We start from the raw sequence: 17,354 nt of genomic DNA, 5'->3' as shown, positions 1-17,354 counted from the left end.
CTGGAGCGGTGATGGAAGAGACGGAGTTCTGGGAGCTGGTCGACGCCTCCCGCGAAGCCGCCGAGGGCGATCCGGAGGAGCAGGCCGACGCGCTGGTCGAGCGGCTGCTCGGGCTCGACCCGGAGACCGTCGTGGACTTCGCCCGCCACTTCGAATCCCGCTACAACCGGGCGTACACCTGGGACCTGTGGGCCGCGGCCTCGGTGCTGCTCGGCGGCGCCAGCGACGACGCCTTCGACTTCTTCCGCTGCTGGCTGATCGGCCAGGGCCGGGAGGTCTTCGAGGGCGCCGTGCACGACCCGGACCAGCTCGCCGAACTCCTCGACGACTTCGACGAGGCGGTGGACGGCGACGCCGAGGAGCTGGGTTACGCGGCCGACGAGGCGTACGAGCAGATGACCGGCGGCGTGATGCCGGACCTGGAGCTCCCCCCGCCGCCCCGCGAACCGCTCGGCGCCTACCTCGACTTCGACGACGACGAGACCCTGGCGGAGCGCTTCCCCACCCTGTGGGACCGCTTCAAGGGGTAGGGCCTGTCCGACGGGTCAGGAAGACACCCCCCGCCGCGGCGGGCAGTATGGGGCCATGCGGATCGCGATCACCGGCTCGACCGGACTCATCGGCACGGCGCTCGTGCGTTCCCTGCGTGCGGACGGCCACGAGGTCGTCCGGCTCGTACGGCGCGCGCCCGCGGCCGCCGACGAGGTGCGCTGGGACCCCAAGGGCGGGCAGGTCGACACCGCCGGGCTGGCCGGCTGCGAGGCGGTCGTCCACCTCGCCGGCGCCGGGGTCGGCGACCACCGCTGGACGGCGGCGTACAAGCAGGAGATCCGCGACAGCCGGGTGCTGGGCACCCGCACCCTCGCCTCGGCGCTCGCCTCGATGAACACCCCGCCGCGGGTCTTCGTGTGCGGCAGCGCGATCGGCTACTACGGCGACACCGGCGACCGGCGTACCGACGAGAGCGCTGCGGCCGGCTCCGGTTTCCTGCCGGAGGTCTGTGTGGCCTGGGAGAACGCCGCGAAGCCGGCCCAGGACGCGGGCATCCGCACCGTCTTCGCGCGCACCGGCCTGGTCGTGGCGCGATCGGGCGGCGCCTGGGGCCGCCTCTTCCCGGTCTTCCGGCTCGGCCTGGGCGGGCGGCTCGGCGACGGCCGCCAGTACTGGAGCTTCATCTCCCTGCACGACCAGATCGCGGCGCTGCGCCATCTCCTCGACACCGAGGAACTGACCGGCCCGGTCAACCTCACCGCCCCGGAACCGGTCACCAACCGCGAGGTCACCGCCGTGATGGGCCGGGTGCTGAACCGGCCCACGCTGTTCACCGTCCCCGCGCCGGTGCTGCGGATCGTCCTCGGGGACTTCGCCGAGGACGTGCTGGGCAGCCAGCGGGTGGTGCCGCGACGGCTGCTGGACTCCGGGTTCACCTTCGCGCATCCGCACATCCTGGACGCGGTCCGGGCCGCCCAGGCCCCTCGTCGCGCGCCGTCCAGGGCGGCGTAGACGCCCGGCCCCGGCGCGCATGGGCCAAGGGCGCTTCTACGCGCCCCGCACGCCCCCCTGCCGTACGGGCCGGCGCCTCCCTACCGTCCTCGCACACACCACTCGGCATCCCGTGCGGCGGCACCGGGCATGACACCCGTGCGCCGCAGCAGGGAGCGACCTCAGGGAGGGGCATGTGCCGCGCATCGCATCGACAGTGGACGTCGTCATCGTGGGAGCGGGACCGGCCGGTCTCGCCGCCGCCCGCCATCTGACCGGCGCGGGGGTGTCGGTCACCGTCCTGGAGGCCGCGGAGCAGATCGGCGGCCGGTCGGTCACCGACCGCCTCGACGGCTACCGGCTGGACCGCTGCGGCCGGCCGCTGACCCTCTCCGTCAGCGAGCTGCGCCGCACCCCGGGCCTCGGCGATCTGACGCTGCGTCTGTTCGCGCCCGGCCTGAGCGTCCACAACGGCCAGCGGGCGCACCGCATCGGCGCTCCCCGGAGCACAAGGGGCGCACTTTCCGCAGCGCGCGCCCTCTCGCGCGCCGACCGCTGGCCGTCACCGCACACCGACCACCGCACCGACCGCACCTCCCCCACCCTCACCCCGCCCCCCGACCGCCCCATCCGCGACTCCCTCGCGAGCCGCCCGGCCTTCCCGCCCCGCGCCCATGACGCCTTCCTGCGGCCCCTGCTGGCCGCGCTGCTGTGCGATCCGCAGCTGCGCGGCTCCAGCCGTGGCGCCGCGGCCGCGCTGCGCGCCTACGCGGAGGGCCGGCTGTGCCTGCCGGCCGGCGGCGCCTGCGCCGTGCCCGAACTGCTCGCCGCCGGGCTGCCCCCCGGCACGGTCCGTACGTCGGTGCGGGTCACCTCGGTCTCCACCACGGGCGTGAGCACCGCCGAGCACGGCCGGATCCCCTGCCGGGCGGTGCTGGTGGCGACCGGCGCACGCGACGCCGCCGAGCTGCTGCCGGGGCTGCGGGTGCCCGCCTTCCACCCGGTGGCCGTCCTGCACCACACCGGCGGCGCGGCCCCCGCGGGCCGCGCCGCGGCGGCCCGGGACGCAGCGCTGATCCTGCCGACGGACGGCCCGGTCGGCTACACCTACCTCGCCGGCGCGATCGACCCGTCCCGGACGCCGCCCGGCCGGTCCCTGATCACCACGACCGTGCTCGGCGCCGCGTCCGCGCTGCCGCTGTCCGTCCTGGACAAGACGGTCCGGCCCCAGCTGGAGCGGATCCACGGGGGACGGACCGACGACTGGCAGCTGCTGACCGCCCATCACGACCCGTACGCGGTCCCCGCGATGCCGGCCCCGTACGACCCGGAGCGCACCGTGCGGGTGCTGTCGGGTCTCTACGTGTGCGGCGATCACCGCGACACCGGCACGCTGCAGGGCGCGCTGAACTCGGGCCGCCGGGCCGCCCGCGCCGTCCTCCAGGACTTCGGTCTGCCGGCGCTCGGCACGGAGCCGGACACCGTGCGCGCCGCGGCCTGACCGGGCCGGCCGGGCCGCCGCGCGCCGCCGGCTCACCCCAGCGCCGCCACCCGTTCCCGGTACCCCCTAACCGCCGCCGCGTCCCGGTACGGCTCCAGGCGGCGCTCGAACTCCCTGACGTACTCATGGGCCCGTACGGACCGCATCTCGGAGGCCTGCAGCGCCGCCTCCGCGCCCAGCGTGCAGGCCTGCTCCAGCTCGCCCAGGCCGAGCCGCGCGGTCGCCAGCACCACCCGGCAGAACAGCCGGCTGCGGGCGAAGCCCGCGGCGCGCAGCTGCAGGGAGCGCTCGGCGTGCTGGGAGGCCGCGCGGTACTGCTGGAGATCGCGATGGCAGTGCGCCAGCTCGTCGGCGAGCTGCGCCTCGTCGAAGAAGCGGGCCCAGTACGGGGTGTCGTCACCGGGGCGGGCGGTCTCCAGCGCCCGCTCCGCGCGGGCCAGCGCTGCCGTGCAGGCCCGGACCTCGCCCATCACGCCGTGGCCGCGCGCCTCCGCGGAGTGCAGCAGCGCCTGGACCGCGGGCGGCGCGCTGGAGCCGATGCCCTGCTGCGCGACGCGCGCCAGCTGGACGGCTTCCCTGCCGTGCCCCAGATAGACGGCCTGCCGGCTCATCGTCACCAGGACGTAGGAGCCGTACGCCCGGTCGCCGGCGGCCTGGGCCAGCCGGAGGGCCTGGACGAAGTACCGCTGCGCCAGGCCGTGCGCGGCGATGTCGTACGAGGTCCAGCCCGCCAGCCGGGTCAGATCGGCGGCGGCCGCGAACAGCCGGCGGCCGGTGGCCTCGCCGTAGGCACCGCGCAGCATCGGCTCGCACTCGTGCTCCAGATAGCGCACCAGGGCCTGCCGGGCGTGGCCGCCGCCGTAGGCGTGGTCGAGCGCCCGGAACAGCTCGCCGACCGAGCGCAGCGCCGCGATGTCGCCGGAGGTGACCCGGGAGCCCTCGGTGCGGTCGACGCGGTCGGTACGGCGCTGCCGCGGCACCGAGGCCCGGGTGCCCTGGACCGGCACCCGGCCGGAGCCCTCGTCGGCGGGCTCGCCGCCGCGGGCGACCCGGTCGTCGGGGCGGCCGATCAGCCAGTCCCGGCTGGGCACGACCAGCCCGGCCGGGGTGAAGGCGATCTTGCGGAGCTCGGCATGGCTGCCGGAGTCCTTGCGCCACAGACCGCTGACGATGTCCACCGCCTCACTGGGGGTGGAGGCGAATTCCAGCCCGGCGTACACCGGCGCACAGGCGTCCAGGCCGAGGTCCTGGGCCGACAGCCGGCGCCCCAGCCGGCGGGTGAACACCTCGGCGATCAGCGCGGGGGTGGTGCCCCGCGGCTGCTGGCCGCGCAGCCACCGGGTCACCGAGGTCTTGTCGTACCGGAGGTCGAGGCCGTGCTCGATGCCGAGCTGATCAACCCGTCTGGCCAGTCCGGCATTGGAGAATCCCGCCTCGGCGATGAGCGCGGCGAGCTGGCGGTTGGGAGTGTGGTGCGGGGGTCGTTCCGTCATCAGCTTTACCGGTCTCCTGCCTTCCGGGCCGGGCAGCCGGGTTCGGCTGACCCTGTCCGGCATGCTCATCGCCCTTGTGGAACGGCGTGAATGTAACGGCCTTCGAGGCCTTTCTCGCGGCCTGCGCCACGCGTTCATCCGATCGTGTGAGCAGGGACGGGGCTCCGACGGGTGGCCGGTACACCGGCCGCCTGAAGGGACCGGATCCGGCCGCCGTACAGTGGCATGGGCGCGAAGGCATCAACGTTGCGGAAAAAGCGCAACAGAGGTTCGAAGAGGAGCTGCCGTGACTGCGATCTCTCGGGGGGAGACCCCCGCACCCGAGGGGCTGCGCTTTGTGCATCTGGGCTTCGGAGCGGACGCCGTGGACTACGAGTCGGCCTGGCAGGAGCAGCGCCGGGTACACGCCGCCCGGTTCGCCGACGAGGTGCCCGACACCTGTCTGCTGCTGGAGCACCCGCCCGTGTACACCGCGGGCCGGCGCACCACCGACGACGAGCGCCCGCTGGACGGGACCCCGGTCATCGACGTGGACCGCGGCGGGAAGATCACCTGGCACGGCCCCGGCCAGCTGGTGGGCTACCCCATCCAGAAGCTGCCGCGCCCGGTCGACGTGGTCGCCCACGTCCGCCGCCTCGAAGACGCACTGATCCGCACCTGCGCCGAATTCGGCGTCGAGGCCAGCCGGGTCGAGGGCCGCAGCGGGGTGTGGGTGCTCGGCGACCCGGTCGAGGAGCGGGCGGCGCTCGGCGGGCTGCAGCTCGACTTCGACCCGCGGACGGCGGACGAGCTGTTCGACCCGCGGCTGAACGGCCCCGAGTACGCGCCGTCCAACGCCGGCCAGCGCCGCGAGGACCGCAAGCTCGCCGCGATCGGCATCCGCGTCGCCAAGGGCGTCACGATGCACGGCTTCGCGCTGAACGTGAACCCGGACAACACCTCGTTCGACAAGATCGTGCCGTGCGGCATCCGGGACGCGGGCGTCGCCTCGCTCGCCGGCGAGCTGGGCCGCGAGATCACCATCGCCGAGGTGCTGCCCGTCGTCGAGAAGCATCTGCGGGACGTCCTGGAGGGGGCGGAGCTGCTGCCGCGCGTGGTCTGACCGCCGCCGGCAGGGAACCCGGCCACCACCGGGAATGCGGCCCCGTCATACGGGGTTGCCCCGCACGTAAAGACGTGCGAATTGACGGGCGTACCCTGGTGTACGCCAAGGAAACGAAGTCGTAGGGAGCCGGACGTGGCCGCAGTCGCACCCGACGGACGCAAGATGTTGCGCCTGGAGGTCCGGAACAGCCAGACCCCCATCGAGCGCAAGCCCGAGTGGATCAAGACGCGGGCGAAAATGGGCCCCGAGTACAACGCCCTGCAGAAGCTCGTGAAGAGCGAGGGCCTGCACACGGTCTGCCAGGAAGCGGGATGTCCGAACATCTATGAGTGCTGGGAGGACCGCGAGGCCACGTTCCTCATCGGCGGCGACCAGTGCACCCGGCGCTGCGACTTCTGCCAGATCGACACCGGCAAGCCGCAGGCCCTCGACCGCGACGAACCGCGCCGGGTCGGCGAGTCCGTCGTCACGATGGACCTGAACTACGCCACCATCACCGGCGTCGCCCGCGACGACCTGGAGGACGGCGGCGCCTGGCTGTACGCCGAGACGGTGCGCCAGATCCACGCGATGACGGCGCAGCGCGCCGAGGGCTACACCAAGGTCGAGCTGCTCATCCCCGACTTCAACGCCGACCCGGACCAGCTGGCCGAGGTCTTCTCGTCCCGCCCCGAGGTACTCGGGCACAACGTCGAGACGGTGCCGCGGATCTTCAAGCGGATCCGTCCCGGCTTCCGGTACGAGCGCTCCCTCGAGGTCATCACGAAGGCCCGCGAGGCCGGCCTGGTCACCAAGTCCAACCTCATCCTGGGCATGGGCGAGACCCGTGAAGAGGTGAGCGAGGCGCTGCGCCAGCTGCACGAGGCGGGCACCGAGCTCATCACCATCACCCAGTACCTGCGCCCCACTCCGCGCCACCACCCCGTCGAGCGCTGGGTGAAGCCGGCCGAGTTCGTGGAGCTGAAGGAGGAGGCCGAGGAGATCGGCTTCTCCGGCGTGATGTCCGGCCCGCTGGTCCGCTCCTCCTACCGCGCGGGACGCCTCTACCAGCAGGCCATCGAGCGGCGCGAGGTCGAGGCGTCCAGTCAGGCGGTTTGAGCCTCCCGGCGCGCCGTCTTGTGAAACCTGGCACATGCTGGAGGACGCGGCCCGCACTCCCCCGCGACGGGGAGCGTGGCGGGCCGCGTCAACGTTTCATAGGTGTTTGACCGGCAGGTCATCCGTTGGTAACACCTTTCCGTGACGATGGATGCACGCACCGTTCACCGCACCTCACTCCTGCTCGTCCGAACAGCCAGAGGGAGTCACCCACCATGCAGGCCGCGCCGCTCCGCGCCACCCCAGCCCTCCCCATCCCTTCCGTCACCGGTGCACTGCGTGCCGTCGAGGCCGTCCTGATGCGCGGCGGACAGCGCACCGCCCGCCGCAACGCCTGGACGTCGGTCCTGGAGGACCGCCGCCGCGCCAAGGACCGGTACGAGGCCGAGTACGTACTGGAGGCCGCGGCGACCCGTCGTCCGCAGGCCACGTAAACTTCGCTGTATGGCGAGGAAGGCAAACTCAGACGGCGCTGCCGGCGCTGAGAACCCCGGGCGGCTGAAGCAGATCGCCCTGACCTACAAGATGACCCGTCGGGTCGACTCCAAGGTCGGTCTTGTCGTCGCTGGCGTGGGCATCGTCGTATTCGGCGTTCTCCTTGCCATCGGCTTCTTGATCGGCCACCCCATCTACGCGGGGATCCTGGGCTTCGTACTGGCCTTCCTCGCGATGGCGATCGTCTTCGGACGGCGCGCCGAGCGAGCTGCCTTCGGGCAGATGGAGGGCCAGCCCGGTGCGGCGGCCGCCGTGCTGGAGAACGTCGGGCGCGGCTGGACGGTCACCCCTGCGGTGGCGATGAACCGCAGCCAGGACGTGGTGCACCGCGCCGTCGGCAAGGCCGGCATCGTGCTGGTCGGCGAGGGCAACCCGAACCGTCTGCGCGGTCTGCTGGCCGCCGAGAAGAAGCGGATGGCGCGCACCGTCGCGGACGCCCCGGTCCACGACATCGTGGTGGGCGACGGCGAGGGCGAGGTGCCGCTGAAGAAGCTGCGGACGACCCTGCTGAAGCTGCCGCGCGTCCTGCCCGGCGCCCAGGTCACGGCCGTCAACGACCGGCTGCGCGCGCTGGGCGACCTGATGAGCAACATGCCGATCCCGAAGGGCCCGATGCCGAAGGGCATGCGGATGCCCAGGGGCGGCGGGAAGATGCGCTAGTCATGTGAGACGGGCTAGTCATGTGAGACGGCTAGTCATGTGAGACGGGTGGGGCCCGGGACCGCTGCGGTCCCGGGCCCCACCCGTTTCAGTTCTCACTCAGTTCTCATGTGTCCCGGCCGTCTAGATCCGGACCTGTACGGCGCGCGTCAGGCGATCGTGGAGCCCCCGCCCGTCCCGGTCCCAGACCACCGCCGGGATGACCACGACGAGCAGGACCGTACGCAGCACAACCCGCGGCAGCGAGAGCCGGCCGCCGCTCTCGGCGATCACCCGCAGGCCCAGCAGCCGCTTGCCCGGCGTGAAGCCGACCGTGCCGACCGTCAGCACGCTGAGCACCGCGAAGACCACCAGGGCCCAGTTGCCCGCCGACTCCGGCCGGCCGCCGCTGAGCAGTCCGTACCCGATGAGCATGCACAGCGCCCAGTCGATGAAGAGCGCGGCGAAGCGGCGGCCGGGGCGTGCGAGCGAGCCCGGCCCCTCCTCCGGCAGCCCGAGCCGCTGCCCGCGGTATCCGAACTCGACACCCATGCCCTCGGCTGCCGCGCGGGGCCCGGAGATCCACGATCCGATTGCTTGCCTGTTGTCCACCCGTCCACGGTACTGCGACCGCATACGTTCGATTCGCGCAGGGCGGGAACGGGGCGGTTCCGGGGCCCGCACGGGCAGCGGATAGCGGACGACAGCACCCGGTCCGAAATGATGCGGTTTGTCGCACACTGGGGGGTAAGGGCGCCCGCGCGGCGGTTAACCTCGGCGAAACAAATGGGTCATGCTTGGGAAATCCCGCCTGCCTATGGTCGGGCGAGCGCGCCACCGCACATGGTCGCGTTCCGAGTAGCAATCCCGCGTCCGCCGACCGGTGACCGGGCTAGGAGGAGTTGGATGTTCCAGAACGCCGACGAGGCCAAGAAGTTCATCGCGGACGAGGACGTCAAGTTCATCGATGTCCGTTTCTGCGACCTGCCCGGTGTGATGCAGCACTTCACGATCCCGGCGAAGGCGTTCGACCCGGCCGAGGAACTCGCCTTCGACGGCTCCTCGATCCGCGGCTTCCAGGCCATCCACGAGTCCGACATGGCGCTGCGCGCCGACCTGTCGACGGCCCGCGTGGACCCGTTCCGCCGCGACAAGACCGTCAACATCAACTTCTTCATCCACGACCCGATCACGGGCGAGCAGTACAGCCGTGACCCGCGCAACATCGCCAAGAAGGCCGAGGCCTACCTCGCCTCCACCGGCATCGCGGACACCGCGTACTTCGGCCCCGAGGCCGAGTTCTACGTCTTCGACTCGGTGCGCTTCAACACCACGTCGAACGAGGGCTTCTACCACATCGACTCCGAGGCCGGCGCCTGGAACACCGGTGCGGTCGAGGACAACCGCGGCTACAAGGTTCGCTACAAGGGCGGCTACTTCCCGGCCCCGCCGGTCGACCACTTCGCCGACCTGCGCGCCGAGATCTCCCTGGAGCTGGACGCGGCCGGCCTGCAGGTCGAGCGCCAGCACCACGAGGTCGGCACCGCCGGCCAGGCGGAGATCAACTACAAGTTCAACACGCTGCTCGCCGCCGCCGACGACCTGATGCTGTTCAAGTACATCGTCAAGAACGTCGCCTGGCGCAACGGCAAGACCGCGACCTTCATGCCCAAGCCGATCTTCGGCGACAACGGCTCCGGCATGCACGTCCACCAGTCCCTGTGGCAGGGCGGCGCGCCCCTCTTCTACGACGAGCAGGGCTACGCGGGCCTCTCGGACACCGCCCGCTACTACATCGGCGGCATCCTCAAGCACGCCCCGTCGCTGCTGGCCTTCACCAACCCGACGGTGAACTCCTACCACCGCCTGGTCCCCGGCTTCGAGGCCCCGGTCAACCTGGTCTACTCCCAGCGCAACCGCTCCGCGGCCATGCGCATCCCGATCACCGGCTCGAACCCGAAGGCCAAGCGCGTCGAGTTCCGCGCCCCGGACCCGTCCTCGAACCCGTACCTCGCCTTCTCCGCCCTGCTCCTCGCGGGCCTGGACGGCGTCAAGAACAAGATCGAGCCGGCCGAGCCGATCGACAAGGACCTCTACGAGCTCGCCCCCGAAGAGCACGCGGGCGTCCCCCAGGTCCCCACCTCCCTCCCGGCCGTCCTCGACGCCCTCGAGGCCGACAACGAGTACCTCCAGCAGGGCGGCGTCTTCACCTCCGACCTGATCGAAACCTGGATCGACTACAAGCGCACCAACGAAATCGCCCCGATCCAGCTGCGGCCGCACCCGCATGAGTTTGAGCTGTACTTCGACATCTAAGAGGCGGCGCCGGGCGACCTGGGCGTAAGTCTGAAAAACCAGCTGTGACCTGCGGAAACTCTTCTCGTGAGTTCTCGTAGGTCACGGCTGTTTTTCACCCCCTTGTGCACCACGGGTGCACCGCCCGGCCAGTTCACTGATCCAACATCAGACAAATTGAGGGCCGTCATCCCCATCCGGGGTGGCGGCCCTCACTCGTCGCCCTGAATCGATAAGTGCTGGCTGACCACGCATCCCGAATTGTCACAGCCGAGGGCCCCGATGCCATCGCACCCTCCGGGACTCAGCGACCGGCCGAGATGGTCAAGCGTTGAACTCGAAGCCACCCGTCGATGTCAGGTGGGATCGGAACCGGCCCCGGAGAACGATTGCGCGCCGCCCAGAACGCGATCCCCGTCTTGCCAGGGACAAAGTCGATTACCTGACAGGCAATTAGCGGTTGCGGGGCAAGGTTGTCGGTGATGTCCGGCATGCTGGTGGGCGACTCAAGGCTGAGGGGGCAGTACATGGGCGGAGTCGACACCGCACGGGGTATGGGGTTCCAGACGGCATGCGCCATCCTGCAACTGATCCGCACCTCAGAGCAGTATCCGGAGGCCGCCACCTTCCGGGTGGAAGGCGCCGACGAGGCCATCGACTTCGAGGTACGCGACGCGGACGACCAACCGCTGCTGCTCGCCCAAGCGAAGACCCGCGTCGAGCCGGGCTCGTGGTCCGGTGTGGAGCTGCTGCGGCTAGCCCGCCGCTGGGGCGAGGCAGATCCGGGCGGTTCAGCGGTGCTGCGTTTTCTCTCGGATGCCTCCGTGCACCCGTCGGGGCATGCCTTGCGGGATGCCGTGGCGCGGGCCCGGGCCGTGCAGGATCCCGGTCAGTGGCTGGCGGAGTGCGAGGGACTGGTACCGGCCTCCATCTCACTCACCGTCGAGGATCACGCACTGCTACGGCGGCTGGAGATCGAGACCCGGATCGGCCCTTGGGAACAGGTCCTCGACCAGGCCCGGCTTGAGCTACTGCGGCTGTCGCCGATGGCCCTGGCGGCGGCCGAGGTCGACAGCACCGTAGACGCTCTGTTCGTGAAGATGTTCCAGTGGTCTGGGGACCGCCGCCTCGCCCGGCGCACGGTCCGGCTGGACGAGCTTCCCGGCCTCCTTCGCGCACGCCAAACCCCGTCCGGCTCGGTGGCACGTGAAGCCTCGGGGCCCGCGCGTGCCACGTTCCGCGACGTCCCCTCGGCCGCGGGTGTGCGCGGCCGCAGCCGAGAGCTGGCGGCGATCCACAACCGGTTCCTGAAGGAGCCCGGCGCAGGCACGGTTCGCGTGGTGGTGTCCGGGCTCGGCGGGATCGGCAAGTCGAGCATTGCCCGGCTCTACACCCACCGGTACCGGGACGCATACGAGTTCGTCTGGTGGATCCCCTCCGACACCCGGGAGGACGTCCTCGCCTCCTACCGGCGGATGGTTGCCGAGGAACAGCAAGAGACGGACGCGGCGACCGAGGAGGAGGTCCTCGCTCTGGTCGGCCGCCGCCTCGCGCACCTGGGCCCGCGGCTGCTGCTGGTCTACGACAACGTGACCGACCGGAACCAGCTGCACGGTCTGCTGCCCGCCTGCGACGGCGCACACCTGCTGGTCACCACCCGCGACTCGGCTTGGGCGACGGCCGAGGGTGGGCTGGTCGTGGAACGGATGGCGGCCGACGAGGCCAGCTCCTGGGCCGGCGAGCGGCTGCCCGAGGTGTCCGGGGCCGAGGTGTACGCGCTGGTCAACGCGGTGGAGGGCATCCCGCTCGCCATCGCACAGGCCACCGGTTACATCGCGGCGACCCTGTGTCCGGTCAGCACGTACCTGGAAGAACTCGCCGACTGCCGGACCCGGTTGCTCGATGACCCTGGCTTCGTGCCGCTGGACTACCAGCAGGGCGCGACGCTGACCGCAGCGGTGACCCTGAGCGTGCGGAAGGTCGTCGAGCAGGCAATGCGTGCGCCCGAGGCCTCGGCGCGGCAGCTCGCGGCCGAACTGCTCGCCCGATGCGCCTTGCTCGCACCAGACTTCATTCCGCTGCATCTCGCAACGCTCGACCTCCCGAGCGGATCGGCCGCCTATGGTGCCGTGGCGGAGCTGCGGAGGTTCTCCCTGGTCGATCCCCGGGACGGCATGCTCTCGATCCACCGCATCGTCCAGGAAATCACCCGCGCGATGCTGGACGGCGATGCAGTTGACACGATGCAAGGCCGGTTCGAGTACGAGCTGGTGACGCGCCTGGTGGAGAGCCAGAAGCAGCAGACTTGGGCCGAGGCGGCGGCTCTGATCGAGCACGCGGTCCGTGTGGCCCGCAACGTGCGCAGCAGCGGCCGGGCGGACGGCAACACTGTCGCGCTACTGTCCAATGTCGCCGGGGCGATCTCGAACGTACATGGTGATCTGGTGCGCAGTGAGAGGCTGTTGCGGGAGGCACTGGAGATATTGGAGGAGGCCGACGAGGCGGCAGTGGGCAATCCTGTCTACCGGCGAGCAGCGACGACGACCACCTTGGCGCAGTGCCTGCTGAATCTGTCACGGTACGAGGAGGCCGCTGAGGCAGCGCGGACCGCCTGGAACCTGCTGGAGGGCATGACCACGCTCGACACAGAGGGGGTGGAGCACCTGCTGATGGCCCATGTCTCCGACATGCGCGCAGCGGTGGCGCTGGACCGGTTCGCTGACATCGCCCGTGCCCACCACCGGCTCGAAGAGGTGCTGCGGCGCGAGGACGTGGCTCCTGTGGCTGCCCTGCGGACCCGGCTGGAGCAGGCACAGATGCTCGTGTGGATCCAGGACTGGGACACGGCGGCCTTGGTCATCAACCAAGCCAAGGCGGAGGCCCCGGCCGAGGCAAAAGCGAGCGCGGAGCTACGCTTCCTGAACTCCGTAGTCAAGGCTTCCACAGGCCGGCTTGAGGAGGCCCTCGCCGTCACCGCCGGAATCCCCGAGCCCGCCGAGCGGACGGCCGTGACCATCATGCGCCATCACGCCGACCACCTGGTCGAGACGGCACATGCCGTGATGGTCGGCAGCCTCGGCAGACACGATGAAGGGCTCACCACGGAGCCATGGATCCTGCAGGCCGCGGAGTCGATGATCGACCGGGCCGAGGCCCTGCTGAGAGCGCACACCGAAGCCGGGCCAGACGTGCTGGCTCCGGTCGTTCAGCGGCGCGCGGTTCTGGCCTGGACCCGACATCTGGTGGAACATCCAGACGGGGATGTGGAGCTGTGCCGCACCCTCATGCGAGAGAGTCTCGGGCTGTTCGAGGCAGCCGGGCAGAGCCACGTACCGCTCGCGACCACTACACGTCGCTTCCTGGAACTGAACGGGCAGGGCGCCCAGGCCCGGCCTTCCGAAGCGGTGGGCAGGCACGCACCTGCGATCGTTCCGCTGCCACCGTCGGGCGGCAGCGGTGCGCACCCGATGCCCAATTATCCTTGGCGCGATGCCGTGGCACTCACCCAGGTCGTTCCGCCGGACGCGCGCCTGCTGTACAGCCTGATCGGAGCCACCGCCTACCACCTAAGCGGGCAGGCGGCGCCCTCCCCTGTCTTCCTGTCCCTGACGTTCGCCGCAGCTCTGCGCTCACTAGGGCTGGAGAGCCGACTCGTCCCCGCAGCATTGAGCGTGAGCCGCCGTGACAGCGAACCGCTCGACCTGCCCGAGTGGTGGCGCCCGCCGACGGTCACGGAAAACGGAGAGGTCCTGGGGCACGTGACCGTCTGGTGCGAGGGGGCCGGGCGGCTCGTGGACCCGGCCCTGCTGCTTGGCCAGAGCCGGTTCGGCCCCGGCGCTGCAGAGCGTGAGATCTTCCGGACTCCTGCCGTCTTCCCAGCGCCCGCATTGGACGCTCTGCTCGGCAGCCGCCTAGGCACCCACCGGGAGGGTCATCTGCTCGCGTACGAGTTCCGTCCCGACTGGGAGGAGCAGCTCCGCGAGGTGGTTGCGCGCACGGACAGGGAGGCGGTCGCCGCCTTCGCGCGGGTACTCGCCGAATCCGCCGCCCGGGCTGGCGATACTGAACCGCATGCCTGAAACCGTGTGAGGGCCTCGAACGGCCCGCCCGCGGTGAACATGCGACTCCTTGAACCGTTCCCCTGGCAACCTCTCAGGGATACACCGACGGATACCAGCGCGGACTTCCAGAGGTACATGTGGAAGTGGTTCCGATTCAGCGCCTTCCGCTCTCGCGAGTAGAACAGATGCCAGAAACGACACGAGGGCTGCTACCCCATATCCGGGATAGCGGCCCTCGTTGGCTTGGCCGGGCTTCTGTGGCCAGCCGTGGGCGACATGGGTGCGCCGCTGAGTTCCCCGAAGAAGTCGCCGATACCGACGCTATCGCTGTACTTCCCACCGGCCTGGCCCGGGTTCGGGCGACACCCATCGGTGGTCCTACGCGCAGGCCAGAATCTCCCGCACGCCGTCGGTGACGCCCGGCAGGTCGCCGGCGAGGGCGGCCCACTGGTGCAGGTCGTGTTCGGTCAGGATGACCGGCCCGGTCTCGGAGACGGTGACGGCGAAGTTGAACTGGCGGGTGATGGTGCCGCGGCTGTTCTCGTAGTCGAAGTGTCCGAGGTAGCGGTCCACGGAGTCGACGGTCAGACCGGTCTCCTCCAGCGTCTCGCGGCGGGCCGCGTCCACGATGCTCTCTCCCGCGTCCACATGACCGGAGGGGATCTCCCACAGGCCGCCCATGTAGTCGTCCGGCTTGCGGCGGACCAGGAGGATGAGGTCGGCGTCGGTGACGACGGCCGCGGCCACGAAAGTGGTGATGCCTTCGGCTTCGGCCTCCTCTGCCAAGGTTCGGGCGAGGTCGGAGGTCACGGTCACAGGAGCTCCTTGTGGTGTTCGCTGGCCTTCCTGGCCGCGCTGACGTACTGCTCGGCCAGTTTGAGATCCTGTTCACGGTGCCAGACGGGCAGCTTGACCGTGTGCGCGTGCGCCTTCTCAGCGACGGGGAAGTCACCCTCCCGGTATCGGCTGCGGGTGTTCGGGTAGCCGGGGAAGAGATGGGACGGGTGCTGGTAGAGCGGGAGTTGGTTCAGAGGGCGGGTGGAGCCGGGCCGGTCGAACTCGGTCGCGCCCTCCGCGACGAGGGCTGCGTGGAAGCGGTCGAGGGGCAGGCCGCCGAGCTGGTCGGGCCGGTAGGTGGCCGTCAACGCGTACCAGGATGGTTTCACCCCCTCGGGCATCGGGCTCACCTCCAGCCCGGGTATCTGCCCGAGCTCTCGGATCAGGTAGGCGGCGATCTCCTCGCGGCCGGCGAGGTAGGCGTCCAGGCGGGAGAGCTGGTCGTGGGCGAGGGCGGCGGCCAGGGGGTGGATGCGGAGCTTGAGTCCGGCCCCGGTGACCGCGTACCGCGAGAGCGGATGGCCTTCCGGGATCTCGTTCCTGGCCCGCTTGTTGTAGTGCGCGAACGTGAGAACGCGGTAGTAGGTGTCGTCGTCATCGGTGAGGACGAAGCCGCCCTCACCCCCGGACAGGGGCTTGGGACCGTTGAGGGAGAAGGCACCGGCCAGGCCGAACGTGCCGGCCTTCTGGCCGCCGTGGCTAGCCCCGTGAGCGTGTGAGCCGTCCTCCAGCAGGTCCAGGTCGCGGTCCCTGGCCAGCGTGGTGAGGTCGGTCATCTCGGCGGGCTTGCCCCACATGTGCGTGACCATGATCGCGCGGGTGCGAGGGGTGATCAGCTCGGCCGCCAGGCCGGGGTCGATGTTGCCGTCCGGGCGCGTCTCGCAGAGGACCGGGACCGCGCCGAGCTGGAACAGGGGGGAGGCGGTGGCGTGGAAGGTCCAGGCGGGGACGATCACCTCGTTGCCGGGCCGGATGCGGGCAGCCCAGTAGGCGGCGTGCAGGGCGGCGGTGCCGGAGCTGGTGGTGAACGCGTGCCGCACGTCGAAGTAGTCCTGGAGGGCGTCTTCCAGGTCCGCGACGATCCCGGACCGGCTCGGGATGGAGACGGCCGAATCCAGCTGGGAGACAACCCTCATGCGGGTGATGTCGTCGATCGGGGGCCACGTGAAGTGGGGGCCGGCGTCGGTAACAGCCGGGCGGCCGCCGAGGAGGGCGAGCGGGCTGGTCACAGCATCTCCTTCGGGTCGATGTAGTGGCCTGCAGTCTTGGACCGGTAGCAGGACGCGATGAACGCGGCGTGGGAGAGGTGCTGGTCGGGGCCGGAGACGTTGGGCCGTGCTCCGTCCAGGACCCTGCAGAAGTAGTCGATCTGCGCGGTGGCGACGCTGGGGGCGTGCGGTCGGGTCAGCTCCTCCACCACCGTTCCGTCCAGGGCGAGCCGCTGCACCGCTCCCTTCGTCAGCACCACCGAGCCGGCCGTCCCCACGACCCGCATGAACTCCGTCTTCGGCGCCATCCACCGCGACAGGACCAGCGATCCGTACAAGCCGGAGTCGTAGCCGAGCTGGACGACGGCGGTGTCCTCCGCGTCGTAGCCGCCTTCGGGCAGGGCCGTGGTGGAGAACTCCGCGATGACCCTGCTGGGCAGGCCGAAATACCACAGGAGCAGGTCGATCAGGTGGTAGCCCATGTCGAGGATGCAGCCGCCACCGGCCTGCTTGAGGTCCCCGCGCCAGCCAGCGCCGGGGTTGGGCGTGTGGAACGAGTAGTGCCCGCCAACAAGAATCGGGGTGCCGATCTGGTCCAGCATCCCGGCCACGCTGCTGTAGATCGGATTGAACCGGCGCTGGAGCGTCACCATCAGTTCCACGCGGCCCTTGTGGCAGATCCCGGCCAGCTCACGGGCCTCCTCGATAGAGGTGGCGAACGGCTTCTCCTTGAGGACGTGGACGCCCCGGGCGGCGCACTCCTCGGTCACCGCGCGCCCGGCATGGTGCGGGACGGCGACGATCACGAAGTCCGGGGCGGTCTCGTCCAGTAGGTCACCGGCCCGTGTGAACCCGGGCACTCCGAGGGTGTCCGCTCGCTGGTGCAAGATGTCCGGGTTGTTGTCGCACACCGCGACGAGTTCGGCCCGGCTGGAGCCGAGCAGGCCGGGCAGGTGATCCTCGGCGGCCTGGTGGCCAAGGCCGATGATCGCAGCACGTCGTTTCATGCGCGTTCTCCTTCCACTTCACGGAGGAACGTGTCGGGGATGACGAGTACAGCGCCAACTCCAGCTCAGGCCCTAGGTGTTAGCTGTAGTCCCGGGGTTGTCCCACCTGTACGCGCGGTAGCCTGGCCGTCGC

The 17,354-nt window shown here is 70.6% G+C and carries 14 protein-coding genes; 9 read left to right on the top strand and 5 right to left on the bottom strand.

Annotated elements, in window-relative coordinates:
* Positions 1-11: 11 nt before the first annotated feature.
* The 3 genes from ACWD6P_RS18360 (at position 12) to ACWD6P_RS18350 (ending at position 2,983) form a co-directional block, all read left to right on the top strand.
* On the top strand, positions 12-530 hold the full coding sequence (locus ACWD6P_RS18360) for a DUF4240 domain-containing protein (RefSeq protein ID WP_451445137.1): 519 nt from the start codon (positions 12-14) through the stop codon (positions 528-530).
* Positions 531-585: 55 nt separating this feature from the next.
* Entirely contained in the window at positions 586-1,503 is a 918-nt protein-coding gene (locus ACWD6P_RS18355; protein WP_451445136.1) for a TIGR01777 family oxidoreductase, read from the top strand.
* A 175-nt stretch (positions 1,504-1,678) separates the two neighbouring features.
* Positions 1,679-2,983, top strand: coding sequence for an NAD(P)/FAD-dependent oxidoreductase (locus ACWD6P_RS18350; RefSeq protein ID WP_451445135.1), 1,305 nt, complete (start codon positions 1,679-1,681; stop codon positions 2,981-2,983).
* A gap of 32 nt (positions 2,984-3,015) precedes the next feature.
* Here ACWD6P_RS18350 and ACWD6P_RS18345 read toward each other — a convergent pair whose 3' ends face one another.
* A complete protein-coding gene (locus tag ACWD6P_RS18345; RefSeq protein ID WP_451445134.1) occupies positions 3,016-4,476 on the bottom strand; it encodes a regulator in 1,461 nt (486 codons plus the stop codon).
* A 286-nt stretch (positions 4,477-4,762) separates the two neighbouring features.
* Between ACWD6P_RS18345 and lipB the strand changes: the two genes are divergently transcribed.
* The 4 genes from lipB to ACWD6P_RS18325 all read left to right on the top strand — a co-directional run bounded on the left by lipB (position 4,763) and on the right by ACWD6P_RS18325 (position 7,834).
* Complete coding sequence (gene lipB / locus ACWD6P_RS18340; RefSeq protein ID WP_451445133.1) at positions 4,763-5,578, top strand: lipoyl(octanoyl) transferase LipB; 816 nt, start codon at positions 4,763-4,765, stop codon at positions 5,576-5,578.
* Positions 5,579-5,713: 135 nt separating this feature from the next.
* Positions 5,714-6,679, top strand: coding sequence for a lipoyl synthase (locus tag ACWD6P_RS18335; RefSeq protein WP_451445132.1), 966 nt, complete (start codon positions 5,714-5,716; stop codon positions 6,677-6,679).
* Positions 6,680-6,894: 215 nt separating this feature from the next.
* Positions 6,895-7,113 (top strand): SCO2195 family GlnR-regulated protein, encoded by a 219-nt coding sequence (locus ACWD6P_RS18330; protein ID WP_451445131.1) that lies wholly within the window; start codon positions 6,895-6,897, stop codon positions 7,111-7,113.
* Between the two features lie 10 nt (positions 7,114-7,123).
* Positions 7,124-7,834, top strand: coding sequence for a DUF4191 domain-containing protein (locus tag ACWD6P_RS18325; protein ID WP_451445130.1), 711 nt, complete (start codon positions 7,124-7,126; stop codon positions 7,832-7,834).
* Between the two features lie 123 nt (positions 7,835-7,957).
* On the opposite strand, the gene ACWD6P_RS18320 is transcribed toward ACWD6P_RS18325, so the two are convergent.
* On the bottom strand, positions 7,958-8,425 hold the full coding sequence (locus ACWD6P_RS18320; protein WP_451445129.1) for an RDD family protein: 468 nt from the start codon (positions 8,423-8,425) through the stop codon (positions 7,958-7,960).
* A gap of 294 nt (positions 8,426-8,719) precedes the next feature.
* Here ACWD6P_RS18320 and glnA point away from each other — a divergent pair, with 294 nt between their 5' ends.
* The gene (gene glnA, locus ACWD6P_RS18315; RefSeq protein ID WP_384436590.1) at positions 8,720-10,129 is read left to right on the top strand and encodes a type I glutamate--ammonia ligase; all 1,410 of its coding nucleotides are present in this window, start codon (positions 8,720-8,722) and stop codon (positions 10,127-10,129) included.
* A gap of 533 nt (positions 10,130-10,662) precedes the next feature.
* Entirely contained in the window at positions 10,663-14,187 is a 3,525-nt protein-coding gene (locus ACWD6P_RS18310) for an NB-ARC domain-containing protein (protein ID WP_451445128.1), read from the top strand.
* Between the two features lie 360 nt (positions 14,188-14,547).
* Here the strand turns inward: ACWD6P_RS18310 and ACWD6P_RS18305 are convergent, their stop codons facing one another.
* The 3 genes from ACWD6P_RS18305 to ACWD6P_RS18295 are packed head-to-tail and all read right to left on the bottom strand — an operon-like array spanning position 14,548 to position 17,221.
* Entirely contained in the window at positions 14,548-14,985 is a 438-nt protein-coding gene (locus ACWD6P_RS18305; protein WP_451445127.1) for an NUDIX hydrolase, read from the bottom strand.
* Complete coding sequence (locus ACWD6P_RS18300) at positions 14,982-16,235, bottom strand: DegT/DnrJ/EryC1/StrS family aminotransferase (protein ID WP_451445126.1); 1,254 nt, start codon at positions 16,233-16,235, stop codon at positions 14,982-14,984. The genes ACWD6P_RS18305 and ACWD6P_RS18300 overlap by 4 nt, the downstream gene beginning before the upstream one ends.
* The gene (locus tag ACWD6P_RS18295) at positions 16,232-17,221 is read right to left on the bottom strand and encodes a Gfo/Idh/MocA family protein (protein ID WP_451445125.1); all 990 of its coding nucleotides are present in this window, start codon (positions 17,219-17,221) and stop codon (positions 16,232-16,234) included. Before ACWD6P_RS18295 ends, ACWD6P_RS18300 begins: the two co-directional genes overlap by 4 nt.
* Positions 17,222-17,354 lie beyond the last annotated feature (133 nt).

The sequence above is a fragment of the Streptomyces sp. NPDC002446 genome (assembly GCF_053595675.1).
Note: the sequence above shows the minus strand (reverse complement) of the source record. Positions and strands in the feature narration are given on the sequence as shown.

Bases quoted from the DNA above. Each gene is read 5' to 3' on its own strand.
- ACWD6P_RS18360 (WP_451445137.1), top strand. From the start codon at position 12: ATGGAAGAGACGGAGTTCTGGGAGCTGGTCGACGCCTCCCGCGAAGCC.
- ACWD6P_RS18355 (WP_451445136.1), top strand. From the start codon at position 586: ATGCGGATCGCGATCACCGGCTCGACCGGACTCATCGGCACGGCGCTC.
- ACWD6P_RS18345 (WP_451445134.1), bottom strand. From the start codon at position 4,476: ATGACGGAACGACCCCCGCACCACACTCCCAACCGCCAGCTCGCCGCG.
- ACWD6P_RS18330 (WP_451445131.1), top strand. From the start codon at position 6,895: ATGCAGGCCGCGCCGCTCCGCGCCACCCCAGCCCTCCCCATCCCTTCC.
- ACWD6P_RS18325 (WP_451445130.1), top strand. From the start codon at position 7,124: ATGGCGAGGAAGGCAAACTCAGACGGCGCTGCCGGCGCTGAGAACCCC.
- glnA (WP_384436590.1), top strand. From the start codon at position 8,720: ATGTTCCAGAACGCCGACGAGGCCAAGAAGTTCATCGCGGACGAGGAC.
- ACWD6P_RS18310 (WP_451445128.1), top strand. From the start codon at position 10,663: ATGGGGTTCCAGACGGCATGCGCCATCCTGCAACTGATCCGCACCTCA.
- ACWD6P_RS18295 (WP_451445125.1), bottom strand. From the start codon at position 17,221: ATGAAACGACGTGCTGCGATCATCGGCCTTGGCCACCAGGCCGCCGAG.